The sequence below is a fragment of the Streptosporangium sp. NPDC006930 genome (assembly GCF_040635605.1).
Lineage (GTDB): Bacteria > Actinomycetota > Actinomycetes > Streptosporangiales > Streptosporangiaceae > Streptosporangium.
Map to the genome: position 1 here is coordinate 352255 of NZ_JBEYID010000003.1, position 23632 is coordinate 375886.

Sequence of the window (23632 nt, forward strand, 5' to 3'; positions counted from 1 at the left end):
GACGTCGGGGCACCACGAGGTCTTGCCCTCCGGGCCTGCCGGAATGCCCGCGTGATCCGGGCGGTGAGAAGGAGAGCGAGACAGGAAGAGAGCCTGGCGACCGTGAAGGTCGCCAGGCTCTCGCCGTAGCCGTCGCGAACGCCCCGGAGTCAGCGGCCGCCTATTCCTGCCACCACTCCGCGTCGTCGTCCTTCGTCTCGGTCCTCGCGGGTGCGGGAACCGGCTTCTCGGCGCCGTTGGCGGCGGGGATGGCCGGCTTCGGCGGTGCCGCGGCGATCGCGGGCTCCGGGTCGGCGGCCGGGAGCGGTGCGCCACCGAGCAGCTGGCGCAGCTGCGCGAGGTGGCTGGTGATGCTGTCGCGCTGGCGGGTCAGCTCGTCGACCTGGCGCTGGGCGACCGAGCGGCTGCGCTCGGACTCCGCCTTGGCCTCGGAGACGATGGACTCGGCGCTCGCCTTGGCCTCGGAGACGACCTGGTCGGCGTTCTTGCGCGCGTTGGCCAGCAGCTGCTTGGCGTGCGTGTCGGCCTCGCGACGGGTCTGCTCGGCCTGCTGCGTGGCCTTGGTGGCGCGCTGCTCGGCGGTGGCCGCGCGCTGCTCGGCGGTGGCGGTCAGCTGCTGGGCCGCGGCCTGCGCGTTGGCGTGGCGCTCGGCCTCCTGGCGCTCGGCCTCCTCGCGACGGGCGGCGAGCTGGATCTCGAACTCCGCCTCGTCCTGTGCCCGCTTCGCCTCGGACTCCTCAAGCACCCTCTGGGCCTGGGCGCGCATCTCGTCGGCCTGGCGCTTGGCGGTGGTGAGGACCTCGTCGCGCTCGCGCTTGGTCGAGGCGCGCAGCTGGGCCACCTCGCGCTCGGTGGTGGTGCGCAGCTTGGCGATCTCGCGCTCGGAGTCGGCGCGCTTCTCCGCCACCTCGTGGTCGGCGGTGGCGCGCAGCTTGGAGACCTCGCGCTCGGTGGTGGCGGTCAGCTCGTCGGCCTCGCGGCGGGCGGTCGAGCGGATCTCCTCGGCCTCGCGCTCCGCGCTGGTGCGCATCTCGTCGGCCTCGCGGGTGGCGAGGGCGCGCTTCTCGGCCGCCTCGTTCTCCGCGGCGGCGCGCAGGTCGGCGGCCTCGACCTTGGACGCCGCCTTGATCTCGTTCGCCTCGGACCTCGCGGCCTGGACCAGCTCGGTCGCCTGCTCCTCCGCCAGGCGGAGGAGCTGCTCGATCCGGGCGCCGAGCCCGGAGTAGGTCGGCCGCTCCTGCTCCTGGAGCTGACGCTGTGAGTCGGACAGCTCCCGCTGCAGGCCCTGGACCTGTTCCCGGGACTGCCGGAGCTCGCCGTCGATCTGCTTCAGATGGTCGTGGACCTGGTGCCGGTCATAGCCACGAAGCACCACGTCGAATTCCCGAGCGGGGGCGTCTTCAAAGAAATTGTTGAGCTGGGCATCGATGTCGGACTGCATGGAGGCTCGATCCTGGGTTGTCGAGACGGCTACACGGGCCGGACGGGGGTTTCAGGCATCCGAAGCGGGAGCCGGGGCGGGATCCACGTCCGGTGGTACGCCAGCGTACTCCGCCGTTGCCGAGTTGGCGGTCTCGTCCGACTTTATGCGCGACTTGTTACGTATCAGCGTTTCTTGCATTCGGTGTGGCCTTGGCTTGCCTTTCCGGGGCCTGTACGAGTTCGGTGAGCATTCCCCCGACGTCTTTGGGGTGAAGAAAGGCGATGGAAGAGTCCATGGAGCCGTGGCGCGGTCGCTCGTCGAGCAGCCGGACCCCCTTGCCGCCGATCTTGTCCATCGCCTGCACGACGTCCGGGACGCCGAAGGCGACATGATGAACACCTTCCCCGCGCTTCGCGAGAAATTTGCCGACCGGCGTGTCGGGGCCGAGCGGTTCGAGAAGCTGGATATAAGATCCACCGCCTTCGCCGTCGGCGATGCGCAGCATCGCCTCCTTCACTCCCTGCTCGATGTTCACCTCGCGGGCCACCACCGTGAGCTCGAAGGTCTGCTCGAAAAAAGCGATCTTCTCCTCAAGGTCGTGGCAGGCGATTCCTACATGATCGATGCGCATGAACATGGGTCCATCCTCCATGGGCTCGCCGAAGTACTCATGGGTATGGTGGCAAAGTCGCTCCAAGTCCCGTCAGGGAGGCCCCACTTATGTCTGGTTCCGTCATCGTCGCCGGAGCTCGTACCCCCGTCGGACGGCTGCTCGGTTCGCTGTCCGGCCTGTCGGCCGCCGAACTCGGCGGCATCGCCATCAAGGCCGCGCTGGAGCGTTCCGGCGTCGCCCCCGACGCCGTGCAGTACGTGATCATGGGGCAGGTGCTCCAGGCGGGTGCCGGTCAGGTCCCCTCCCGCCAGGCCGCCGTCAAGGCGGGCGTCCCGATGACCGTGCCGTCCCTGACGATCAACAAGGTCTGTCTCTCGGGCCTGGACGCCATCGCCCTGGCCGACCAGCTCATTCGCGCCGGCGAGTTCGACATCGTGGTCGCGGGCGGCATGGAGTCCATGTCGAACGCCCCGCATCTGTTGCCCGGCCTGCGCAGGGGCGTCAAGTACGGCTCCGCGGACATCGTCGACTCGATGGCCTACGACGGCCTCACCGACGCCTACGACCAGGTGGCCATGGGCGAGTCCACCGAGCGGCACAACGCGCGCCTCGGCCTGACCCGCGAGGAGCAGGACGAATACTCCGCGCGCTCCCACGGGCTCGCCGCCGCCGCGATCAAGAACGGGACGCTCGACGACGAGATCGTGCCGGTGTCCATCCCGCAGCGCAAGGGCGAGCCGGTGGTCTTCTCCGCCGACGAGGGGGTACGCGGGGACACCACCGTCGAGGCCCTGTCGCGGCTGCGGCCCGCGTTCACCAAGGACGGCACGATCACCGCCGGATCGGCCTCGCAGATCTCCGACGGCGCCTGCGCGGTGGTCGTGATGTCCAAGGCCAAGGCCGAGGAGCTCGGCCTCGACTGGCTGGCCGAGATCGGCGCCCACGGCAACGTCGCCGGACCCGACAACTCGCTCCAGTCCCAGCCGGCCAACGCGATCAGGCACGCTCTCGCGAAGCAGGGCCTGGAGGTCGGAGACCTCGACCTGCTGGAGATCAACGAGGCCTTCGCGCAGGTCGTCCTCCAGTCGGCCAGGGAACTCGGCGTTCCCCTCGACAGGATCAACGTCAACGGCGGCGGCATCGCCGTCGGCCACCCGATCGGCGCCTCCGGCGCACGCATCGTCCTCACCCTCGCCCACGAGCTCAGGCGCAGGGGCGGCGGCCTCGGGGCGGCGGGCCTCTGCGGTGGCGGCGGGCAGGGCGACGCCCTGATCATCCGCGTACCCTCGGCATGATCGCGGAGGTCTCCGACCTGGTCGCGATGGCGAGGCAGGGAAGGCCGCGGGCCGTGGCCCGGCTGATCTCCATGGTCGAGAACGGCTCCCCGAGGCTGCGGGAGATCACCGAGTTGCTCTGCGCCGACCGGCCGCACCGGGCACGGATCATCGGGCTCACCGGCTCTCCCGGCGTCGGCAAGTCCACCTCGACCGGGATGCTGGTCCACGCGTTCCGTAAGCGGGGCATGCGGGTCGGTGTGCTCGCCGTCGACCCGTCCTCACCGTTCACCGGCGGGGCGCTGCTGGGCGACCGGGTCAGGATGCAGGACCACGCCACCGACCCGGACGTGTTCATCAGGTCGATGGCGAGCCGGGGCCACCTGGGAGGGCTGTCGTGGGCCACGCCCCAGGCGCTGCGCGTCCTGGAGGCGGCCGGTTGCGAGGTCATCCTCGTCGAGACCGTCGGGGTCGGGCAGGCGGAGGTCGACATCGCCTCGCTCGCCGACACCACCGTCGTGTTGCTCGCCCCGGGGATGGGCGACGGCATCCAGGCGGCGAAGGCGGGCATCCTGGAGATCGCCGACGTGTTCGTGGTGAACAAGGCCGACCGCGAGGGCACCCAGGCCACCGTCCGCGAGCTCCGCAACATGATCGCCCTGGTCGAGCGGCCCTGGAGGCCGCCGATCGTACCGACCGTGGCCTCCAGAGGTGAGGGAGGCGAGGAGGTGGTCGACGCCCTCGGCGACCACCTGGCCTATCTGGAGGCGTCGGGCGAGCTCGTCCGGCGCCGCCACGCCAGGGCGAGGGACGAGATCGAGGCGATCGCCCTCACCACCCTGCGCTCCCGCTTCGCCCACCTGCACGGCGACCGGCGCCTCGACGCCCTCGCCACCCGCGTCCTGGACTCAGAGCTCGACCCCTACACCGCGGCGGACGAGCTCCTGGCCGCCACGGGCTGAGCGAGGCCCGCGCGCCTCGGGCACCGAACCGGTCACCGAGACGCGCGGGACCGCGGCCCGGACTTCGGACCCCGTGATCCGGCGGCCGTGGCACATGCCCGATCCAGGGGATCGAGATCACGGCTCCGGGGCTCAGGTCTCGTCGGCGAACTTGACGGTGACCTTCTCGAAGCCGAGGCCCTTCAGCAGGCCCTCAAGCATGATCTTGGTGTTCTGGTCGGCCCGGTTGCGCAGGTCGCTGGCCTGGGCGGCCTCGGCGATCTTCTTCTCGGCGAGCATGTAGAGCTCCCGCTGGTCGGCGGGGGAGGAGGACAGCAGATCCTCGACCCGGTCGAAGAGGCCGCGCTGCTGGGCGTAGACGTACGAGCGCTTGTTGTCGATGTTCGGCTTCTCCAGCTGGGCGCGGGGCAGCTTCATCGTGACCTCGGTGCGGTCGGGGGAGACCGTGAGGGCGTTGCCGGCGATGCCGCCGAAGTCGACGTAGGCGTCGACACCGCCGGCGCCGACGAAGAGGGTCCTGCTGCCCTTGATCGCGTCGGGCAGGAAGGCCGCGTCCTTCTCCAGGTCCACCACGACCTGGAAGTTGCCGGTGGCGGCCTCGAAGCGGCTGAGGTTGTGGATGGACTCCAGCAGCACGGGCTGACTGCGGTCGATCGTCTCCTCACCGAACGGGTTCAGCCACGACCAGGCGAGGCGGGCGCCGACGACGAGAAGGATCACGACGACGAGCAGCCCGGCGAGAAAACGCCAGAAACGCCCGCGGCGCGCCGCAGGGGGCGCCGCGGGCGGAGCTTCTTGGGAGGCTTTCACGGCGCTTTCCTTCCCCGCACGGTGACCTTCTCACGCGGAGCCTATGCCGATCTTCCTACCCCCGGGGAGAGGGGAACGCGCCCCGTTCCGCGAAGGGGGCTCGCCAGGGGCCGGTCGGGGTGATCACTCCGGGGGCGGGGGGAACGCCGGGTGCCTGGTGGACGGTGCCCGGCCGCGGTTCGGGGCCGGTCGAGGCGCCCCCCGCGCCCTGCCCGCTCTGCCCTGTCTGGGAGGTCTGTCCGGCCTGGCCCCCGAAGTGAGTGCTTTGTAGCCGGCAGTCGGTGAAGTCGGCGTAGTGGAGGCGGAGCCAGTCGCGCCGCTGGACGTCCGTGAGGCCGGAGAACCAGGCCGCGGCGTACCGGTGCTCGGGGAGCGGCCCGCCGGGAAGCGGCTCGCCACGCAGCCACGCGGTGACGATGTCGCGGTAACCCGACGCGGGGCCGGAGCCGCACCGGGCGGCCAGGCCGTCGACGAACTCGTCGGCGGCCTTCTCCGCGAAACCGGCCGCCAGGTCGTCGACGTGGATCGCGATCACGCCCGCGGAGGCGGGAGGGCTGTCGCGCCTGGGATGCTGTTCCACCCGGGAGAACTCCCCGGGCGTCCCCGCCAGCCGAGACGCGATCTTGATGAACTCCGAGCCCAGCTCGGGGAGACCGGCGCGCATGCCCGGGTGCACGCACACCATGATCGGCCATTCCTGGCAGCTGTAGACGACCTGCTGGGCGGAGACCGGCTGCGGCTCGGTGAACAGCCTGGCCATGCCGGTCCCGGCGGCGAGCACCGCGATCAGCGCCGCGGCCAGCACCAGGGCCTGGCGCGTCACGACCGCGGCCCAGCCGAGCAGCAGCGCCGAGCTGATCCCCACCAGCCAGAGCGTCTGATCGGTGAACGCCGCCGCGTTCAACCCCTGGAACGGGTCGTACGGCTCCCGCGTGGCGGGGGCGAGCCGGTCACCCCAGGCAGGCCCCTGGCACAGCCAGGTGAACAGGCTGTAGCAGCCGAGCCCGGCGAGGGCCGGTGTGATCGTCCAGGGCATCAGCCAGCCGATCACCCAGCCGATGACGACGTACAGCGCGAGCCCGGCCGCCCCCATCACCAGGCCGCTGGGCAGCAGCCGACCGGCCTGCTCTGTGATCATGGTTCTGACCGCGAGGACCATGACGGTGGCGGTGAACGCGCCTCCCGCCACCACCAGGATCGCGAGTGGTGCCCGTACCGCCTGCCACGGGGTCATCGCCCCCCCGCGCGTTCCGCGCCGTCTGCGCACCGCCACCCAGGCGGCGAACGCGGCCGCCACCGGGCCGGTGAGCCGGAGCGAGCCGATCACCGCGACGACGATGTTCTCCCACGCGCTGACACCGGGAATCAGGACGCTCCACGCCGCGACCACCCCGAGCACGAGCAGGATGGCGACGGCCATCAACCCGCTCTGCTGGAGTTCCTCGCGTGAAACGCCCCTGTGCTCACGCACCGGTGGGCGTGGTGAGAGCCCACGCCGCGTCGGTGTGGTCAAAATCTGTCCGGCGTTCGAACGCCGTTGAGTTGTCGTTCATGAAGCACCCCCCGTGCCGTGAATGTGCGGATGCCGGTCCCCTCGGCACCGGTCCGGCTCGCGTCCCCCGCAGGCCGGACTGAGTCATCGTGGCCACTTGGCCACGGCCTCACCATTCGATGTGGGAACCATAACGGAGCGTGACGTTTGGCGTCCGGGTTCTTGGTGAAGCCATCAGTGCGGTGACTCTACGTATACGGGCGAATCGGGATGAGGCCGCGCTACCGTAGCCCTGTGGTTACAGGTCAGCTGAATCTCCCGTTTGACCCCATCGAACGTGCCGCGGAAACGTGGCGCGTTCACTTCGGGCCCTCCTCGGCCATGGCCGCCGTCACATCGATCATGAGAGCGCACCAGATCCTGCTGTCGCAACTGGACACGCTGCTCAAACCGCATGACTTGACCTTCGCCCGGTACGAGGCGCTGGTGCTGCTCACCTTCAGCAGGACGGGGGCGCTGCCGCTCTCCAAGATCGGTGAGCGTCTCATGGTCCACCCCACGAGTGTGACCAACACCGTGAGCCGTCTGGAACGTGCCGGTCTGGTGCGGCGCCTGCCCAATCCCCGTGACGGCCGGGGCGTGCTCGCCGAGATCACCGATGAGGGCCGCGAGACCGTCGGCCGGGCGACGGCCGACCTGATGGAGGCCGACTTCGCCATGCCGATGTACGAAGAGGCGAAGCTGGAGGAGATGTTCGACCTGTTCAGGACCCTCCGGGTGGCGGCCGGCGACTTTCAGTACTGATGCGACGCTAACGCGTCGCGGTGAGGCCGCTCTTATCCGGCTCCTTCCCTCGTCGAGGGAGGTCGCTCGTTCCTCACGACCTCCCTCTCCTCAGTCCAGTCCCCGGCGCGGCCTCACGGGTGGTCCCGCGATTGGGGACGCTGGGGCGTTGCGGTGAGGTTGTTCTTGTCCGGCTCCTCTCCTTGGTCCAGTCCCCGGCGCGGCCTCACGGGCTGACGGCGACGCTGCGTGTCTCCGGCGGCGGTTCCCGGCGGCGGGCGGTCGCACGCCTGGCCAAGAATTACTAGGACGTCCTAGTATCTGCATGAGGCCACAAGCCGGATAAGAAGCCACATGCCATACAAGGGAGTCGGCCATGGACGCTGAGCGAGTCGAGGCGGGGCGGGCGCGCTGGCAGGCGCGCTTCGACGGGGCGCGCAAGCGCGAGGCGGAGTTCCGCACCCTCTCCGGGATCGACGTGGACCCGGTCTACGGCCCCGAGGGCGGCGATCCGCGCATGGAGCGCATCGGCTGGCCGGGGGAGTATCCGTTCACGCGCGGCCTGCACCCCACCGGTTACCGGGGCAAGGCGTGGACCATCCGGCAGTTCGCCGGGTTCGGGAACGCCAAGCAGACCAACGAGCGCTACAAGATGATCCTCGGCGCGGGTGGTGGCGGGCTGAGCGTGGCCTTCGACATGCCGACGCTGATGGGCCGCGACTCCGACGACCCGCGCTCGCTCGGCGAGGTCGGCCACTGCGGTGTGGCGATCGACTCCGCGCTGGACATGGACCTGCTCTTCGACGGCATCCCGCTCGGCGAGACCACCACCTCGATGACGATCAGCGGCCCCGCCGTCCCGATCTTCTGCATGTACGTCGTCGCGGCCGAGCGGCAGGGAGTGCCCGTCGGGAAGCTCAACGGGACCCTGCAGACCGACATCTTCAAGGAGTACATCGCCCAGAAGGAGTGGCTGTTCGCCCCCGAGCCGCACCTGCGGCTCATCGGCGACCTGATGGAGTTCTGCGCCACGGAGATCCCCGCGTACAAGCCGCTCAGCGTCTCCGGCTACCACATCCGCGAGGCCGGGTCCACGGCCGCCCAGGAGCTGGCCTTCACGCTGGCCGACGGGTTCGGCTACGTGGAGCTGGGCCTGTCGCGCGGTTTGGACGTCGACGTCTTCGCCCCCGGCCTGTCCTTCTTCTTCGACGCCCACATCGACTTCTTCGAGGAGATCGCCAAGTTCAGGGCCGCCCGGCGGATCTGGGCGCGGTGGCTGCGCGACGTCTACGGCGCGAAGACCGACAAGGCCCAGTGGCTGCGCTTCCACACCCAGACGGCCGGGGTGTCGCTGACCGCGCAGCAGCCGTACAACAACGTGGTGCGCACCGCGGTCGAGGCGCTCGCGGCGGTGCTCGGCGGCACCAACTCGCTGCACACCAACGCGCTCGACGAGGTCCTCGCGCTGCCCTCGGAGAAGGCGGCCGAGATCGCGCTGCGCACCCAGCAGGTGCTCATGGAGGAGACCGAGATCGTCAACGTCGCCGACCCGCTCGGCGGGTCCTGGTACGTGGAGGCGCTGACCGACCGGCTGGAGGCCGAGGCCGAGGCGATCTTCACGAGGATCAGGGACATGGGCTCGGACGGCACGATGACCTCGGGCATCCTGCGCGGCATCGAGGACGGCTGGTTCATGTCCGAGATCGCCGAGGCGGCCTTCGACTACCAGCGGAAGCTGGAGAAGGGCGAGAAGAGGATCGTCGGGGTGAACTGTCACACGGCCTCCATCGACGAGCCGCTGGAAATCCTCCGGGTCAGCCACGAGGTCGAACGCGAGCAGAACCGCGTCCTGGCCGAGCGCCGGGCCACCCGTGACCAGGCGGCCGTGGACGCCGCCCTCGCCGCGATGACACAGGTCGCGAGGGGGGAGGGCAACATGATCCCCGCCATGCTCGACGCGGCCAGGGCCGAGGCGACGCTGGGCGAGATCTGCGACGCGCTGCGCGACGAATGGGGCGTATACACCGAACCGGCCCGCTTCTAGCGGTGGCGCGTCGGGGCACCGGCCGGGATACGGCAGGATTGGAGTCATGAGCCCAGCGGACTTCACTCGACCCGGATCGCTCTACGGTGCCGTCGATCTCGGCGCTCGCAAGCAGGCACTTGAGGCACAGGCGCGGCGGGAGACCGTCGCGCAGGAAACCGGCGGTGCTCCGGCGCCGGTCATCGACGTCGACGACGCCAACTTCGCGACCGAGGTCGTCGAACGCTCCATGAACGGCCTCGTGCTGCTGGAGCTCACCGTCACCCGTGCCGAGCAGGCCAAGCAGTACAGCGGGCTGCTGGAGAAACTGGCCGCGGAGAACGCCGGCCGGTGGGTCCTGGCGAGGGTCGACGTCGAGCTCAGTCCTCAGATCGCGCAGGCGCTCCGGGTGCAGAACGTGCCCGCCCTGTACGCCATCTTCCAGGGGCAGCCGGTGGCCGTCGTCCCGGGCATCGCCACCGAGCCGCAGCTGCGCGACTGGCTGTCGCAGCTGATGGAGGCGCTTGCCCAGTACCTCCCGCCCCCCGGTGAGGAGGCCGCGGCAGGTGAGGAGCCGCAGCCGCAGGAGCCCCCGGTCGACCCGGACGTGCTCGCCGCCGAGCAGGCGATCGACGCCGGCGACCTCGACGGCGCGGTGGCCGCGTACGAGCGGCTGCTGGCCCGCTCGCCGAACAACCAGGACGCCAAACTGGGCCTGGCCGGGCTCGGCCTGATCCGCCGTACCCAGGACGTCGACCCCGCCGATGTGCAACGCCGCCTGGCCGACCCCGCCGACGTCGAGGCCCAGCTCCTCGCCGCCGACTTCGAGATGCTCTCCGGCGAGGTGGACAAGGCCTTCGACCGGCTCGTCGACGTGGTGCGCCGCACCTCGGGCGCCGACCGTGACACGGCCAGGGTGCACCTGCTCGGGCTGTTCGACACGCTCCCCGGCGACGACCCGTCCATCGGCAGGGCCCGCAGAAACCTGGCCAGCGCCCTGTTCTGAGCGATCGGCGGTTCTCAGAGCCCGGCTCACGTCTCCTCGGCGGGGCCGGGCGGCGTGGAGTATGTCGTAACCGCATCTATATGTGCAGGTCGGCCGACATAGGCGCGCTCACCCGCGATGGGATGGCACGATGGAAGGCATCCCAACCAAAGTCAGTCGCAAAGGAGCGGATTGGCTGTGGCCACCGTGCCGAGTGTGTCGTACTCCATCACCGTGCGTCTGGAGGTGCCCGCGGGCGGCAACGCCGTCAGCCAGCTCACCCACGCCGTAGAGTCCGCCGGAGGTGTGGTCACCGCGCTCGACGTGACCACGGCCGGACATGAAACGCTGCGCATCGACGTCACCTGTGCCGCGCGTGACACCGACCACGCGCAGGCGATCGTCGACAAGCTGGAGGGCGTCGAGGGCGTCGTCATCCACAAGGTCTCTGACCGGACCTTCCTCATGCATCTCGGCGGCAAGATCGAGATGCGGTCGAAGGTGCCGCTGCGCAACCGTGACGAGCTCTCCATGGCCTACACGCCCGGCGTCGCCCGGGTCTCCATGGCGATCGCCCGCAACCCCGAGGACGCCCGCCGCCTCACCATCAAGCGCAACACCGTCGCCGTCGTCACCGACGGCTCGGCGGTGCTCGGCCTGGGCAACATCGGCCCGGCCGCCGCGCTCCCCGTGATGGAGGGCAAGGCCGCGCTGTTCAAGCGGTTCGCCGACATCGACGCCTGGCCGATCTGCCTGGACACCCAGGACGTCGACGAGATCGTGCGCACGGTGCAGATCATCGCCCCCGGCTTCGGCGGCATCAACCTTGAGGACATCTCGGCCCCGCGCTGCTTCGAGGTGGAGCGGCGGCTGCGCGACCTGCTGGACATCCCGGTCTTCCACGACGACCAGCACGGCACCGCGATCTGCGTGCTGGCCGCGCTCACCAACGCGCTGCGCGTGGTCGGCAAGGACCTGGGTGAGGTCCGCATCGCCCTGGCGGGGGCGGGCGCGGCCGGTACGGCGGTGCTGCGCCTGCTGCTCGCGGCCGGTGCCCGCAACGTGGTCGTCTGCGACTACCTGGGCGCCGTGCACCGCGGCCGCCAGGACCTGGACGACTCGCTCCAGTGGATCGCCGACCACACCAACATCGAGGGCTACTCCGGTGACCTGCGCGGCGCGATCAAGGGGGCCGACGTGTTCATCGGCGTGTCCGCGCCCGGCATCCTCAACGGCGACGACATCGCCTCGATGGCCAAGGACGCCGTGGTCTTCGCGCTCGCCAACCCCGAGCCGGAGATCTCGCCCGACGACGCCCGCGAGTATGCCGCCGTGGTCGCCACCGGCCGCTCCGACTACCCGAACCAGATCAACAACGTGCTGGCCTTTCCCGGTGTCTTCCGTGGTCTGCTCGACGCCCAGGCCACCGTGGTCAGCCAGGAGATGCTGCTGGCCGCGGCCAAGGCGCTCGCCGCCGTGGTGACCCCCGAGGAGCTCGGCCCCAACTACATCGTCCCCAGCGTCTTCCACCCGGACGTGTCGGGCGCCGTCGCGGCGGCCGTGCGCGAGTCGGCCGGCGGCCGGGCACGTACGGGCATGACGGAGGCGTGACCGCGCGGTCCATGGGCACGGCGGGGGCGACCGAGGAGGCCTGAAGGCCCTCCTCTCCGCTCCGGCCGTCCTTCTCGTCTCGCGCGGTGCCCTCACATGCGCGTCACGTGACGCTGAGCGGGGTCCGAACCATCGGAACAGCGGGTGGAGCAGCGCGAAAGGGGGTTCACCCCTCATTATGGAGGCATGGCGGAGGCGATCTACGTCGGTGGGCTTCTGGTGGCGACCCCGCAGCTGGAGGATCCCAACTTCCGGCGCAGCGTGGTCCTGGTGCTGGAACACGATCTCGACGGCGGCACCCTGGGCGTAGTGCTCAACAGACCGAGCGACATCTCGGTGACCCAGGTGCTTCCCACCTGGGACACCATGGTCACCGGCCCGTCCGTGCTGTTCCAGGGCGGTCCCGTTCAGACGGACAGCGCCCTCGCGCTGGCCGCCGTCCCGAGCGGGCAGGAACCGCTCGGCTGGCGGCGGCTGCACGCGGGCACCGCGGCCGTCTCCAGGCTCGGCACCGTCGACCTCGACGCGCCGCCGGAGATCCTCGCCGGGGAGATCGCCCAGATGCGCATCTTCGCCGGGTACGCCGGATGGTCGGCGGGGCAGCTGGAGAGCGAGATCGGCGAGGGCGCCTGGTACGTCGTGGACTCCGAGCCCGGCGACACCTTCCACCACGAGCCCGAGTCGCTGTGGCGGGCGGTGCTGCGCCGTCAGAGGGGCGAACTCGCCTACGTGGCCACCTGCCCCGACGACCCCTCGATGAACTAACCCCCCTCTCCGCACCCGCCGTCATGTCCGGACGATCATCGGGATCACCGCCCAGGCGGTCGGAGCCGGCGGCCGATCCCGGGATGTCGCTCCGGCGCCGATGGGTCGTGTTTCGCGCCCGACCGACCGCCGGTGCCCCGGGCGCGGCGGTACGGGCATAAAATCGCGAGGGTGAGTACGAAGATTCTCCCTGAGAGCGACGTCCGCCCGGACCTGTCGCACGGCGACGGCGACCACGAGCGCTTCGCCCACTACGTCGAGAAGAACAAGATCATGGAGAGCGCGCTGAGCGGGGCCCCGGTCCGCGCGCTCTGCGGGAAGGTCTGGGTGCCGAACCGCGACCCCCAGAAGTTCCCGGTCTGCCCGGAGTGCAAGGAGATCTACTCGGGACTCCCGAAGGGCGAAGACGGCAACAACGAGTGAGTGTTGCTCATGGGTGATCGCCACAGATGAGGTTACGGTCGGGATGCCGCCGGAGAGCGGCGAACGTCCAGCGCCTGGGATCTGTCGGGGGAGTCCATGTTTCGGCGTGCGATCGCCGTTGTTTCCGCATGCCTGTTCACGGTGGGAGCCTCATCTCCCGTTCCCGCCGTTCCCGGCCGGGCAACCGCCGCCTCCGGGCCACCGGGGTGTGCCCCCGCTCCCTCCAGGTGGGCCGCCCGCTCCGTGGCGCCGCGACACGCGCCCGCGCCGTCCCCCGAGCCCGCAGGCGGGCGGCGTGGGCCGAACCCGCTCAGGCCCGCGCTCCCCATCACCGTGCCCACCTGGGTGCACGTCCTCACCGACGGCAGGCTCGGCGCGCCCGACGCCGCCGTACGCGCCCAGATCGCCACGCTCAACGCCGCCTACTCCGGGGGGCTCGGCGGCGCGGACACCGGGATCCGGTTCAGGCTGGACGGCGTCACCCGTACCGTCAGCGCGACCTGGTTCCGCGAGCCCGTAACCCACGAGCGGGTGATCAAGCGGATGCGCAGGGGCGGCCCCGAGACCCTCAACCTCTATCTCGCCCAGCTCGGCGAGCTGGTGCTCGGCTACTCCACCTATCCCCACGGGTACGCCAAGGAGCCCGCCCTCGACGGGGTGGTCGTCGACTGGCGGAGCCTGCCCGGCGGAGCGATGCGCAGCTTCGACCGGGGATACACCGGGGTCCACGAGATCGGGCACTGGCTCGGGCTGCTGCACACCTTCGAGAAGGGCTGCGAGCCGCCGGGCGACGGCGTGGCCGACACCGAGCCCGAGGGACAGCCCACCGAGGGCTGCCCCCTGGTCAAGGACACCTGCAAGGGCGGCGGGCCCGACCCGATCCACAACTTCATGGACTACTCCGACGACCGCTGCATGTCCGGGTTCACCGTGGGCCAGGCCGTCAGGATGCAGGAGATGTGGGCCGTCTACCGAGGCCGAGGGGCGAACACTACCCTTGACGGGTGACAGCACCGAAGACAGCCGACGCTCCATACGAATCCCCCCGGATTTTCGGTCCCGAGTACCGGACCGCCTCCCTGGGCATTCTGCTCGTCGTCACGCTGATCGCCTTCGAGGGCATGTCCGTGAGCACGGTCATGCCCGCCGTCTCCGCGGACCTCGACGCCCTCGATCTGTACGGGGTGAGCTTCTCGGCCTTCCTCATCGCCGGTCTGCTCGCCAACGTCGTCGCCGGGCTCTGGTCCGACCGGCGGGGGCACGCCTGGCCGTTCCTGCTCGGGGTGGGGCTGTTCACCGCCGGTATGGTCATGGCCGGAGCCGCCGCGTCCAAGGAACTGTTCATCGTCGCGCGGGCCGTACAGGGCCTCGGTGGCGGCGCCGTCGTCGTCGCGATCTACGTGATGATCGCGCGGGTCTACGTCCCGGCGACCAGGCCCCGGATATTCGCCGCGCTCTCGGCGGCCTGGGTACTTCCCGCCCTGATCGGGCCGGGTCTCACCGGGATCATCGCCGAGACCGCGGGATGGAGATGGGTCTTCTACGGCATCGTGCCGCTGGTCGTCCCCGCTCTCGTGATGCTCCTGCCCGCCCTGCGCGTCGGCGGCCCGATGCCCGCGCCCTCCTTCGGACCCCGCTCCAGGCCTTTGGCGATGACCCTGGCCGCCACCGCCACCGCGTGCGGCGGCGGGATCCTGCTGTACGGGGTGGGCCGTCTCCACGAGGCCCCGATATCGGGCGGGATCGCCACCGCCGCGGGGCTCGCCCTCCTCGCCACGGGCCTGCCGAGATTGCTGCCTCCCCGTGCCCTCAGGTTCGGCCGCGGCCTGCCCACCACGGTCATGATGCGCGGGGTGCTCGCCTCGGCGTTCTTCGGGGTCAACGCCTTCATCCCGCTGCTCCTTACCGAGGTGCACGGCTTCTCCGTCGCCGGGGCGGGGGTCGCGCTCACCCTCGGCGCCATAGGCTGGACCACCGGCTCCTACCTGCAGACCCGCCGCTCGTACGACAGGCCGCTGCTGGTGCGGATCGGCGCCGTCGCGATCACCGTGGGCATCCTGACGACCCTGCTCGCGCTCGTGCCCGGGGTCAGCGGCTGGGTCACCGTGCCCGCCTGGGTCATCGCGGGATTCGGCATGGGCATCGGCGTGACCAGCGTCAACGTCACCGCGATGCGTCAGTCGCCCGACGCCGAGCAGGGCGCCAACTCCGCCGCCCTCCAGGTCGTCGACACCCTGGGCAGCGCGATCACCATCGGCTTCGGCGGAGTCCTGGTCAACCTGATCGGCCACGACGACATCGCCACCGGCTACACCACGATCGTCGCCCTCATGGCCTCCATCGGGCTCTTCGGGGTCGTCGTCGCCCGGCGTATGAGGGACATCTCATGACTCATTGGTCACTCCCGTAACAGCGATCACCCATAGCCGGGTCACGCCCCCCGATGCGTGGTAGGACGGTAGGACCGTCGCCGCCGGGGAGGAGGTCCCGTGCACGAACGACCTCGCCGGTCGGACCCGCCCGACGAGCCCGGCCGTGGCGGGGGACGCCGGTCCAGGCGGGCCCGCAGGGCCGCGCGGGCGGCCGAGGATCAGGTGTGGCCGCCCACCGACCCGGACCTCGACGACGAGCGCCGCCCCTGGCCGGCGCCCGAGGACGACGAGTATCGCCCCTGGCCGCCACCGGAGGACGAGCCGTCCGACGCCCGCTCCAGCCTGACCTGGCCCCCCCGCATCCCTGAGCCCGGCGACGACCTGCCGCCCTCCGCCCGCTGGTACGGCACGCCCATCGCCCCTCCCGAGCGTCGCCCCGGGCGCCTGCGCCGCGTGCTGCTCGTACTGCTCACCCTGGCCGCCGGTGCCGGCGTCATCGCCGTGGTGGCCGTACTGTCACTGCGGGCACTGCCCTCCCCGCCCCCGGAGCGGGTGGACGATCCGGTCGCGGGGGTGAGCTACCCGCTGCCGGAGCGCTGGCTCACGGGTACGGTGCCGCCGGTCACGGAGTTCACCTCGGCCGCGGGCGACGGTGTCAACACGACCGTGATGGTCATGCCCGCCGAGCCCGCGAACGACGCGCGCGCCACCACCACCGAACTCAGCGACCTGTACGCGCGGCTCCTGCTCCACGGTGACGAGGTGAAGGTCGTGGACGACACGGAGATCACCGTGGGCGCGCGTACCGGCCACACCCGTGCCCTGCGCGCGGAGTACCTGGACGTGGTGAACCGGCCGGCGTACCTGCGTGTGGTCTTCCTCGCGGGGGCGGGAAAGCGTCCGGTGGTCGTGGTCGCGATGACCCAGCCGGACGACCCCGTGTCGAGGGCCGAGATCGACACGGTGATCGCGGGCCTGCGTTGAGCGGGCCTAGGTTGAGCGGGCTTGTGCTGAGCGGGGCCGCGCGAGTCCGGCTCCGCGATTCGACGATCTCCGCTCCGCGGACCAATAGCACGAAGGGACGACCTTGGCGAGGATCTCGGCCGATCGGCACGTCTTGTCGGCGGCGCAGATTACCCTGGGGACACTGTGAGCACTTTCGCCGCATCCCACCTCTCGCCCTCATATCCGGACCGTGCCGCCTGGGGCACCGCGCCGAAGCTTCGCGCGTGGCAGCAGGAGGCCTTTGACCTGTACTCCAGCCGTGAGCCGCGCGACTTCCTCGCGGTCGCCACGCCGGGTGCGGGCAAGACGACCTTCGCGCTCCGCATCGCCAGCGACCTCCTGTCACGAGGGATCATCCGGGCTGTGACGATCGTCACACCCACGGAGCACCTCAAGCAGCAGTGGGCGGACGCCGCGAGCAGGGTCGGCATCGCGATCGACCCCGAGTTCAAGAACAGCCAGGGCGCGACCTCCCGTGACTACATCGGGGTGGCCATCACCTACGCCCAGGTATCCATGCACCCGGCGCTGCACCGCGCCCGCACCGAGGCGCGCAAGACGCTCGTGATCTTCGACGAGATCCACCACGCGGGCGACGCGAAATCCTGGGGCGACGGCGTGCGGGAGGCGTTCGAGCCGGCCGCCAGACGCCTCGCCCTGACCGGGACCCCCTTCAGGTCCGACGTCAACCCGATCCCCTTCGTCACCTACGCCGAGGACGGCGACGGGGTCCGGCGCAGCGTCTCCGACTACTCCTACGGGTACGGCCCGGCACTCGCCGACGGCGTCGTCAGACCGGTCATCTTCCTCGCCTACGCCGGTGAGATGCGCTGGCGGACCCGCGCGGGCGACGAGATCGCCGCGACCCTCGGCACCCCGCTCACCAAGGACCAGCTCGGCCAGGCGTGGCGGGCCGCACTCGACCCGAAGGGCGAGTGGATCCGCCAGGTCCTCCGGGCGGCGGACCGGCGCCTGACCGAGGTGCGCAGGGGCGTGCCCGACGCCGGTGCCCTGGTCATCGCGACCGACCACGAGACCGCACGCGCCTACGCCCGCCACATCCGGACGATCACCGGAGAGGGCGCCACGGTCGTGCTCTCCGACGACCCCACGGCATCCAAGAAGATCAAGGAGTTCTCCGCCTCCGAGCAGCGCTGGCTGGTCGCGGTCCGGATGGTCTCGGAAGGGGTCGACATCCCACGCCTCGCCGTCGGCGTCTACGCGACGAGCATCTCGACCCCGCTGTTCTTCGCCCAGGCCGTCGGACGCTTCGTCCGCGCCCGCAAGCGGGGCGAGACCGCGTCGGTCTTCGTGCCCTCCGTACCGACCCTGATGGGCCTGGCGGGGGAGATGGAGGCCGAGCGCGACCACGTGCTCGACCGCAAGCCCGCCGAGGAGGGGCTGGACGACTTCCTGCTGGAGGACGCCCAGCGCAAGAAGGACAACCCCGACGTCGTGGGCGACGAGCTGCCGTTCGAGACCCTGGAGGCGGTCGCCACCTTCGACCGGGTCCTCTTCGACGGCGGCGAGTTCGGCAGCGCCGCGGAGACCGGCTCTCCCGAGGAGGAGGACTTCCTCGGCCTGCCGGGCCTTCTGGAGCCCGACCAGGTCCGCACCCTGCTGAGCAAGCGCCAGTCCGACCAGCTGAAGGCCAAGCGGAAAAAGCCCGAGCCCAAGGAGCCGGAGCTCGCCCCGCACGAGCTGATCGCCAACCTCCGCAGGGAGCTCAACGGTCTCGTCGGCGCCTGGAACCACCGCACCGGCCAGCCTCACGGAGTCATCCACGCCGAGCTCCGCAGGGCCTGCGGCGGACCGGCCATCGCGCAGGCCTCCGCCGAGCAGATCCAGGAGCGGATCGGCAAGATCCGCCACTGGGCCACCCAGCGCTCCCACTGACCCGGTCACCGGGCCGGGCCGCCTTTCACCTGATCCGGTGACTCGACCTTGGTCGCCCAGCGGGGGTTTCCCGGCTCGGCCGTCCGGTCGGGGGTTCGAGCCGGATCCGGTCGCCGGGCGCACCCTCGGCTCGGTGACCTGTCCGGACGAGGATGCGCCCGGTCCGGCTCCGGGCGGTACCGGTCGCCCTGAACGGCGGGCCGAGCGGTTCGGGCGAGCCGGAACCCTGGATCACCGGGCCGTGGACGGCTCCTCGGGTACGCGACCCGGCCTGGCGAGGGCGATCGGCCTGCCGGTCCGCCCGTCGATCGCCCTGAACGCCCCCGTGTCGCGCACCGGCACCGTGAGCGGCACCTCCAGGGAGGCGACGCCGCCGGCGACGCTCACGGGCCACGTGGTGGCGCCGGAGGAGCGTCTGCGCGCCCTGTCCTCCCGCATCCAGACCTTGATAGTGCGGTTTCCGTGGTGCAGGACCACGGTCGCGGTGTCGCACTCGTCGGCTCTGGCCTTCCAGAAGAGCGTCACGCCCCGTGGCGCACCCTGGCGGCGAGCCAGCCGCACCTGCTCCGGAGCGGGCATCCGCCCCCGGCAGGAGGAGCCTCGCCTGCCGGAGGAGATGCCTGGCCGGTTTCCGGACATCCGCTCCCCTCGCACCGCCTGTGCTCCCCGCGTGTCCCGCACGCCCTGCCGCGCCGCATCCGGAAGCGGTGCGGGCACTCGGGACGGCGCGAGCGGGGACCGAGGTCGGATCCAGGGTTCGGTTCGGGGGGCGATCCGAGGTCCGGCCGGCGGACCTGCCAGGGAGTCGGCCAGGGTCGCCGGGCGCGGGAGTGCGGTGATCGGAGTTCGAGCGGGAACCTGGACGACGGTGGTGGCCCAGACCGTGGCCGCCTCCAGCGCGACCAGCGAAAGCACGCTCGTCAGCCGTACCAGCGTCCCTCCGCGAAACAGGTTCCACAGGCACAGCGGGGTCAGGATCAGCCAGGAGACGCCGAGCACGAACATATGAGATCACCACCGGTAGTAAGAGGTATCGACTCTCCGTGATACTCCTGCCGCGACCGGTGATGGTTCTGTTTGCCCATCCATGCCGATCCGGTAATCGTTCGAATGCTCAGAGTAGGCATCGTTGGTAACGTGTCGCTGTCACCACCCCGGGCCCGCCACCGGGTTCCCCCGCAATGCTTTCAAAGAGGACGAGTGTTGGCCGAGATGATCCGTACCGAGATCATGGAGTACGTGGCTCCGATGTTCGAGCAGATCATGGCGAGGATGGACACCCTCGCCACCAAGGACGATGTCGCCGGACTCCGGCAGGAGGTCACCGAGCTTCGGTTCGATGTGGCGAAGTGCGCCACGAAGGAGGAGCTCGCCGAGGTCAAGCAGGATGTGGCTGACCTCAGGGCGGAGGTCAAGCAGGATGTGGCTGACCTCAGGGCGGAGGTCAAGCAGGATGTGGCCGAGCTCAGGGCCGAGGTCAAGCAGGATGTGGCCGAGCTCAGGGCCGAGGTGGCGGAGGTCAAGGAGGATGTGGCCGAGCTGAAGGTGGGGCTCGCGGAGGTCAAGGAGGATGTCGCTGAGCTCAAGGTGGAGATGGCCGGGGTCAAGCAGGATGTCGCTGATCTCAAGGAGGATGTGGCTGAGCTGAAGGTGGGGCTCGCGGAGGTCAAGGAGGACGTGGCCGAGCTCAAGGTGGAGATGGCCGGGGTCAAGGTGGAGATGGCCGGGGTCAAGGAGGATGTGGCCGAGCTCAAGGTGGAGGTCGTCGGGATCAAGCAGGACATGAGGGCCATGGCGTACGACATCGGCGAGCTCAAGGAGAACTACCGGACCATGGACGGGAAGCTCGACCGGATGATCCTCTTTCTGGGGATGCCGAAGAGCTGAGAGATCGTCAGGCCGGTCGGACCACGGGGGTTCCCGTGAGGCGGGCTCCGGCGGAGCCGAGTTCGGCGAGGGTGGTCTCGGTGGTCGGAGCGGACACCCCGGCGGTGAGGTCCAGCAGCACCTGAACGGACAGTCCGTGCGCGACCGCGTCCAGGGCGGTGGCCCGCACGCAGTGGTCGGTGGCGATGCCGACGATGTCCACCGCCTCCACGTGGCGCTCGCCGAGCCAGTCGGCCAGGGGAGTCCCGTCGGAGGTGACGCCCTCGAAGCCGCTGTAGGCGGCGCTGTGGGCACCCTTGCTGAAGACCTCCTCGACGCGTGAGGTGTCGAAGGCGGGGTGGAAGTCGGAGCCGGGTGTCCCGGCGACGCAGTGGGCGGGCCAGGTGGTCACGTAGTCGGGTTCGGCGGCGAAGTGGGAGCCGGGGTCGATGTGATAATCACGGGTGGCCACGACATGGTCGTAGCCGTGCGAGGCGGCGTGTGCGGAGATGGCGGCGGCCACCTCCGCGCCGCCGCCGACCGGGAGGCTCCCGCCCTCGCAGAAGTCGTTCTGGACGTCGACGATGATGAGTGCTGTTGGCATGCGGTCAGTCAAACACGGTTGGGATCGCGGCGTAGCCCCGGGACAGCTGATAGGCGTTGGAGGGCAGCTCGGCGACGGCCTCGCGGTGCCGCGCGCGGCCCGCGTCCAGCTTCTCGCGGCCGACGATCTCCCCCTCCCTGACCAGCGGAACCTGTAGCGGGCGGGCGTTCGAGGGGTGCTCGCCGGAGACGGTGACCACCTCGGCGATCGCCGTGCCCTCGGCGTCGAGCTCGCGGAACGCCTCCTTGCGTCCGCCCCGGCTGGGCTTGCCCACCGACTTCTTGGCCACCGGCCGCATGACCCCTTCGGCGTCCTCGCGGGCGACGAGCTTGTAGACCAGGGCGGCGGTGGGCGAGCCGGAGCCGGTGACCAGCGACGTGCCGACGCCGTAGCCGTCCACGGGTGCGGCGGCGAGCGCGGCGATGGCGTACTCGTCGAGGTCGCTGGTCACGATGATCCGGGTCTTGTGGGCGCCGAGCGCGTCGAGCTGCTCGCGGACCTCGTGGGCGACCTGGCCGAGGTCGCCGGAGTCGAGGCGGACCGCCCCGAGGGAGGGGCCGGCGAGTTCCACCGCGATCCGCACGGCCTCGGCCACGTCGTAGGTGTCCACGAGCAGTGTGGTATCGGCGCCGAGGGAGGCGATCTGGGCCTGGAAGGCCTGCTCCTCCGAGTCGTGGAGCAGGGTGAAGGCGTGGGCGGCGGTCCCGGCGGTCGGTATGCCGTACTCGTGGCCCGCCATGAGGTTGGAGGTGGAGGAGAACCCGCACAGGTAGGCGGCCCGCGCCGCGGCCACCGCCGCCGCCTCGTGGGTGCGCCGTGAGCCCATCTCGATGAGGGGCCTGGTCCCGGCGGCGCGGATCATGCGTGTGGCGGCGTTGGCGATCGCGCAGTCGTGGTTGAGGATCGACAGGATCACGGTCTCCATCAGCACGGCCTCGGCGAACGTGCCCTCCACCGTCATGATCGGGGAACCGGGGAAGTAGCACTCGCCCTCGCCGTAGCCGTCCACCTTCCCGGAGAACCGGTATCCGGCGAGGAACTCCAGGGTGGGCTCGTCGACCACCTCGTTGTCCCGCAGGAACGCCAGCGCCTCCTCCTCGAAGCGGAAGGACTCCAGCGCGTCCAGCACCCGGCCGGTTCCCGCCACGATCCCGTAGCGTCGCCCGCCGGGCAGCTGGCGCGCGAACACCTCGAAAACCGCCCGTCTGGAGGCGGCCCCGCTTCTCAGCGCCGCCTCCAGCATCGTCAGCTCATAGTGATCGGTAAGCAACGCGGTGCTCATGCTCTTTGTCACGAGTCGAAGACTAAGCCCGGGGTAGGGCAGACTGGTGAATGTGGGTAGCACCGCTCCAACGGAGGTCGAGCGTCCGTCAGTTGACGTACGGCCCGATCTGCCATGGTTGACGATTGTCTGGAACGACCCGGTCAACCTGATGTCCTACGTGACGTACGTCTTCCAGTCCGTTTTCGGATACTCCAAGGAGAAGGCGGAGAAGTTAATGCTCGACGTGCACCACAAGGGGAAGGCCGTGGTTTCCAGCGGCACCCGCGAGGAGATGGAGCGCGACGCGCAGATCATGCACTCGTACGGGCTGTGGGCCACCGTCCAGCGGGATTCGTGAGCGCGCGAGCGGCCGGGCGCCACCTGTCGTCGCGCGGCGACCAGCCGGGCCCGAAGCGGCAGGACTCGAAACGGCGGGCGGGTCTCGGGCGGAGCCCGCGAGAAATGGTGGGCGAGAGATGAGTTCGGGGTTCAAGCCGGGGCACGAGGGCGGCGTGATCACGGTTTTCGACGCCGCCGAGGTGTCGATCCTGCGCTCGCTGGTCACGCAGATCCTGGGCCTGATCGAGCCGGGGGAGACCGGCGACGACCCCCTGGAGAAGGCGCTCGGCATCGGCCCCTCCGAGCAGTCCAACGATCCGGTACTCGCCCGGCTCTTCCCCTCGGCGTACGAGGACGGCGAGGCGGCCGCCGAGTTCCGCAGATACACCGAGGCGACGCTGCGCGAGGGCAAGCGGGCCGACGCCAAGGCGATGCTCGACAGCGCCGAGCCCGGCAGGGTCGAGCTGACCAGGGAGCAGGCACAGGCGTGGATGCGCGCGCTGAACGACGTGCGCCTCGCGCTCGGCACCCGGCTGGAGGTGACCGAGGAGGTGCACGACGAGATCGCCGACATGCCGGAGAGCGACCCCCGCTATCCGGCGTACGTCATCTACGACTGGCTCACCTACCTCCAGGACACCCTGGTCCGCGCCCTTTGGTAACTTCCAGTCATGCTCACCATCTCTCGGGAACTGGTTGACAGGATCATCGCGCATGCTCGGGCGGACCACCCCGACGAGGCCTGCGGCGTGATCGCCGGGCCCGTCGGTTCCGACTCTCCCGAACGGTTCATCGCGATGGAGAACGCCGAGCGGTCGCCGACGTTCTACCGGTTCGACTCGCTGGAGCAGTTGCGCGTCTGGCGAGAAATGGACGACCGCGACGAGGAGCCGGTGGTCATCTACCACTCCCACACGGACACCGAGGCCTACCCCTCCCGCACCGACATCTCCTACGCCGCCGAGCCGAACGCCCACTACGTGCTGGTCTCCACCCGCGAGGAGCTGGGGGAGAAGGCCGAGTTCCGCTCGTACCGGATCATCGACGGCATCGTGAGCGAGGAGGAGGTGACGATCACCTCCGGGTGACCGTCACCTTTTCGGGTCCTGACGCCGAAGCCTC

23 protein-coding genes are annotated in these 23632 nt (G+C 70.3%); 16 read left to right on the forward strand and 7 right to left on the reverse strand.

All coding sequences use genetic code 11. The annotated features are described in order from the left end of the window. Nucleotides 1-160: 160 nt before the first annotated feature. Nucleotides 161-1441, reverse strand: coding sequence for a DivIVA domain-containing protein (locus ABZ664_RS07950; RefSeq protein ID WP_362504717.1), 1281 nt, complete (start codon nucleotides 1439-1441; stop codon nucleotides 161-163). A gap of 157 nt (nucleotides 1442-1598) precedes the next feature. Beyond that, complete coding sequence (mce, locus tag ABZ664_RS07955) at nucleotides 1599-2060, reverse strand: methylmalonyl-CoA epimerase (protein ID WP_362504720.1); 462 nt, start codon at nucleotides 2058-2060, stop codon at nucleotides 1599-1601. Between the two features lie 83 nt (nucleotides 2061-2143). Between mce and ABZ664_RS07960 the strand changes: the two genes are divergently transcribed. Then, complete coding sequence (locus tag ABZ664_RS07960; protein ID WP_362504723.1) at nucleotides 2144-3331, forward strand: acetyl-CoA C-acetyltransferase; 1188 nt, start codon at nucleotides 2144-2146, stop codon at nucleotides 3329-3331. Further along, nucleotides 3328-4272 (forward strand): methylmalonyl Co-A mutase-associated GTPase MeaB, encoded by a 945-nt coding sequence (gene meaB / locus ABZ664_RS07965; protein ID WP_362504726.1) that lies wholly within the window; start codon nucleotides 3328-3330, stop codon nucleotides 4270-4272. The genes ABZ664_RS07960 and meaB overlap by 4 nt, the downstream gene beginning before the upstream one ends. A gap of 132 nt (nucleotides 4273-4404) precedes the next feature. On the opposite strand, the gene ABZ664_RS07970 is transcribed toward meaB, so the two are convergent. Both ABZ664_RS07970 and ABZ664_RS07975 read right to left on the reverse strand, forming a co-directional pair. Next, nucleotides 4405-5082: a DUF4230 domain-containing protein gene (locus ABZ664_RS07970; RefSeq protein ID WP_362504728.1), complete on the reverse strand. Its 678-nt coding sequence runs from the start codon at nucleotides 5080-5082 to the stop codon at nucleotides 4405-4407. Between the two features lie 55 nt (nucleotides 5083-5137). Beyond that, entirely contained in the window at nucleotides 5138-6553 is a 1416-nt protein-coding gene (locus ABZ664_RS07975) for a hypothetical protein (RefSeq protein ID WP_362504731.1), read from the reverse strand. 291 nt (nucleotides 6554-6844) lie between these two features. Here ABZ664_RS07975 and ABZ664_RS07980 point away from each other — a divergent pair, with 291 nt between their 5' ends. The 10 genes from ABZ664_RS07980 (at nucleotide 6845) to ABZ664_RS08025 (ending at nucleotide 18437) form a co-directional block, all read left to right on the forward strand. Continuing rightward, nucleotides 6845-7378: a MarR family transcriptional regulator gene (locus ABZ664_RS07980; RefSeq protein ID WP_362504734.1), complete on the forward strand. Its 534-nt coding sequence runs from the start codon at nucleotides 6845-6847 to the stop codon at nucleotides 7376-7378. A 355-nt stretch (nucleotides 7379-7733) separates the two neighbouring features. After that, nucleotides 7734-9401 carry a methylmalonyl-CoA mutase family protein gene (locus tag ABZ664_RS07985; protein ID WP_362504737.1) on the forward strand — a complete coding sequence of 556 codons (1668 nt, stop codon included), beginning with the start codon at nucleotides 7734-7736 and terminating at the stop codon, nucleotides 9399-9401. Nucleotides 9402-9447: 46 nt separating this feature from the next. Beyond that, nucleotides 9448-10386: a tetratricopeptide repeat protein gene (locus ABZ664_RS07990; protein WP_362504740.1), complete on the forward strand. Its 939-nt coding sequence runs from the start codon at nucleotides 9448-9450 to the stop codon at nucleotides 10384-10386. Nucleotides 10387-10563: 177 nt separating this feature from the next. After that, complete coding sequence (locus ABZ664_RS07995; protein WP_362505123.1) at nucleotides 10564-11976, forward strand: NAD-dependent malic enzyme; 1413 nt, start codon at nucleotides 10564-10566, stop codon at nucleotides 11974-11976. Nucleotides 11977-12162: 186 nt separating this feature from the next. Continuing rightward, nucleotides 12163-12741 carry a YqgE/AlgH family protein gene (locus ABZ664_RS08000; protein ID WP_329091052.1) on the forward strand — a complete coding sequence of 193 codons (579 nt, stop codon included), beginning with the start codon at nucleotides 12163-12165 and terminating at the stop codon, nucleotides 12739-12741. Nucleotides 12742-12912: 171 nt separating this feature from the next. Continuing rightward, nucleotides 12913-13164, forward strand: coding sequence for a DUF3039 domain-containing protein (locus tag ABZ664_RS08005; RefSeq protein ID WP_362504743.1), 252 nt, complete (start codon nucleotides 12913-12915; stop codon nucleotides 13162-13164). A 243-nt stretch (nucleotides 13165-13407) separates the two neighbouring features. Then, a complete protein-coding gene (locus ABZ664_RS08010) occupies nucleotides 13408-14172 on the forward strand; it encodes a zinc metalloprotease (protein WP_362504746.1) in 765 nt (254 codons plus the stop codon). Beyond that, the gene (locus ABZ664_RS08015) at nucleotides 14169-15554 is read left to right on the forward strand and encodes an MFS transporter (RefSeq protein ID WP_362504749.1); all 1386 of its coding nucleotides are present in this window, start codon (nucleotides 14169-14171) and stop codon (nucleotides 15552-15554) included. Before ABZ664_RS08010 ends, ABZ664_RS08015 begins: the two co-directional genes overlap by 4 nt. A gap of 99 nt (nucleotides 15555-15653) precedes the next feature. Continuing rightward, on the forward strand, nucleotides 15654-16520 hold the full coding sequence (locus ABZ664_RS08020) for a hypothetical protein (RefSeq protein WP_362504752.1): 867 nt from the start codon (nucleotides 15654-15656) through the stop codon (nucleotides 16518-16520). 165 nt (nucleotides 16521-16685) lie between these two features. Continuing rightward, entirely contained in the window at nucleotides 16686-18437 is a 1752-nt protein-coding gene (locus tag ABZ664_RS08025; RefSeq protein WP_362504755.1) for a DEAD/DEAH box helicase, read from the forward strand. A 231-nt stretch (nucleotides 18438-18668) separates the two neighbouring features. Here the strand turns inward: ABZ664_RS08025 and ABZ664_RS08030 are convergent, their stop codons facing one another. Continuing rightward, a complete protein-coding gene (locus tag ABZ664_RS08030; RefSeq protein ID WP_362504758.1) occupies nucleotides 18669-19442 on the reverse strand; it encodes a hypothetical protein in 774 nt (257 codons plus the stop codon). Between the two features lie 267 nt (nucleotides 19443-19709). Here ABZ664_RS08030 and ABZ664_RS08035 point away from each other — a divergent pair, with 267 nt between their 5' ends. Beyond that, nucleotides 19710-20324, forward strand: a complete 615-nt coding sequence (locus ABZ664_RS08035) for a hypothetical protein (RefSeq protein ID WP_362504761.1) — start codon at nucleotides 19710-19712, stop codon at nucleotides 20322-20324. 7 nt (nucleotides 20325-20331) lie between these two features. Here the strand turns inward: ABZ664_RS08035 and ABZ664_RS08040 are convergent, their stop codons facing one another. Together ABZ664_RS08040 and ABZ664_RS08045 are read right to left on the reverse strand one after the other, a co-directional pair. Next, nucleotides 20332-20907, reverse strand: coding sequence for an isochorismatase family protein (locus tag ABZ664_RS08040; RefSeq protein WP_362504764.1), 576 nt, complete (start codon nucleotides 20905-20907; stop codon nucleotides 20332-20334). Between the two features lie 4 nt (nucleotides 20908-20911). Beyond that, nucleotides 20912-22201 carry a nicotinate phosphoribosyltransferase gene (locus ABZ664_RS08045; protein WP_362504767.1) on the reverse strand — a complete coding sequence of 430 codons (1290 nt, stop codon included), beginning with the start codon at nucleotides 22199-22201 and terminating at the stop codon, nucleotides 20912-20914. 40 nt (nucleotides 22202-22241) lie between these two features. Here ABZ664_RS08045 and clpS point away from each other — a divergent pair, with 40 nt between their 5' ends. From clpS to ABZ664_RS08060, 3 genes are all read left to right on the forward strand, one after another. Beyond that, nucleotides 22242-22529: an ATP-dependent Clp protease adapter ClpS gene (gene clpS, locus ABZ664_RS08050; RefSeq protein ID WP_362504770.1), complete on the forward strand. Its 288-nt coding sequence runs from the start codon at nucleotides 22242-22244 to the stop codon at nucleotides 22527-22529. A gap of 118 nt (nucleotides 22530-22647) precedes the next feature. Then, nucleotides 22648-23172, forward strand: coding sequence for a DUF2017 domain-containing protein (locus ABZ664_RS08055; RefSeq protein WP_362504773.1), 525 nt, complete (start codon nucleotides 22648-22650; stop codon nucleotides 23170-23172). Between the two features lie 9 nt (nucleotides 23173-23181). Continuing rightward, the gene (locus ABZ664_RS08060; protein ID WP_362504776.1) at nucleotides 23182-23598 is read left to right on the forward strand and encodes a M67 family metallopeptidase; all 417 of its coding nucleotides are present in this window, start codon (nucleotides 23182-23184) and stop codon (nucleotides 23596-23598) included. Nucleotides 23599-23632 lie beyond the last annotated feature (34 nt).

Bases quoted from the DNA above. Each gene is read 5' to 3' on its own strand.
- ABZ664_RS07950 (WP_362504717.1), bottom strand. From the start codon at position 1,441: ATGCAGTCCGACATCGATGCCCAGCTCAACAATTTCTTTGAAGACGCC.
- ABZ664_RS08055 (WP_362504773.1), top strand. From the start codon at position 22,648: ATGAGTTCGGGGTTCAAGCCGGGGCACGAGGGCGGCGTGATCACGGTT.
- ABZ664_RS08030 (WP_362504758.1), bottom strand. From the start codon at position 19,442: ATGTTCGTGCTCGGCGTCTCCTGGCTGATCCTGACCCCGCTGTGCCTG.
- ABZ664_RS08040 (WP_362504764.1), bottom strand. From the start codon at position 20,907: ATGCCAACAGCACTCATCATCGTCGACGTCCAGAACGACTTCTGCGAG.
- ABZ664_RS08000 (WP_329091052.1), top strand. From the start codon at position 12,163: ATGGCGGAGGCGATCTACGTCGGTGGGCTTCTGGTGGCGACCCCGCAG.
- mce (WP_362504720.1), bottom strand. From the start codon at position 2,060: ATGTTCATGCGCATCGATCATGTAGGAATCGCCTGCCACGACCTTGAG.
- ABZ664_RS08060 (WP_362504776.1), top strand. From the start codon at position 23,182: ATGCTCACCATCTCTCGGGAACTGGTTGACAGGATCATCGCGCATGCT.
- ABZ664_RS07985 (WP_362504737.1), top strand. From the start codon at position 7,734: ATGGACGCTGAGCGAGTCGAGGCGGGGCGGGCGCGCTGGCAGGCGCGC.
- ABZ664_RS07980 (WP_362504734.1), top strand. From the start codon at position 6,845: ATGAGGCCGCGCTACCGTAGCCCTGTGGTTACAGGTCAGCTGAATCTC.
- ABZ664_RS07960 (WP_362504723.1), top strand. From the start codon at position 2,144: ATGTCTGGTTCCGTCATCGTCGCCGGAGCTCGTACCCCCGTCGGACGG.
- ABZ664_RS08035 (WP_362504761.1), top strand. From the start codon at position 19,710: ATGGACACCCTCGCCACCAAGGACGATGTCGCCGGACTCCGGCAGGAG.
- meaB (WP_362504726.1), top strand. From the start codon at position 3,328: ATGATCGCGGAGGTCTCCGACCTGGTCGCGATGGCGAGGCAGGGAAGG.
- ABZ664_RS07990 (WP_362504740.1), top strand. From the start codon at position 9,448: ATGAGCCCAGCGGACTTCACTCGACCCGGATCGCTCTACGGTGCCGTC.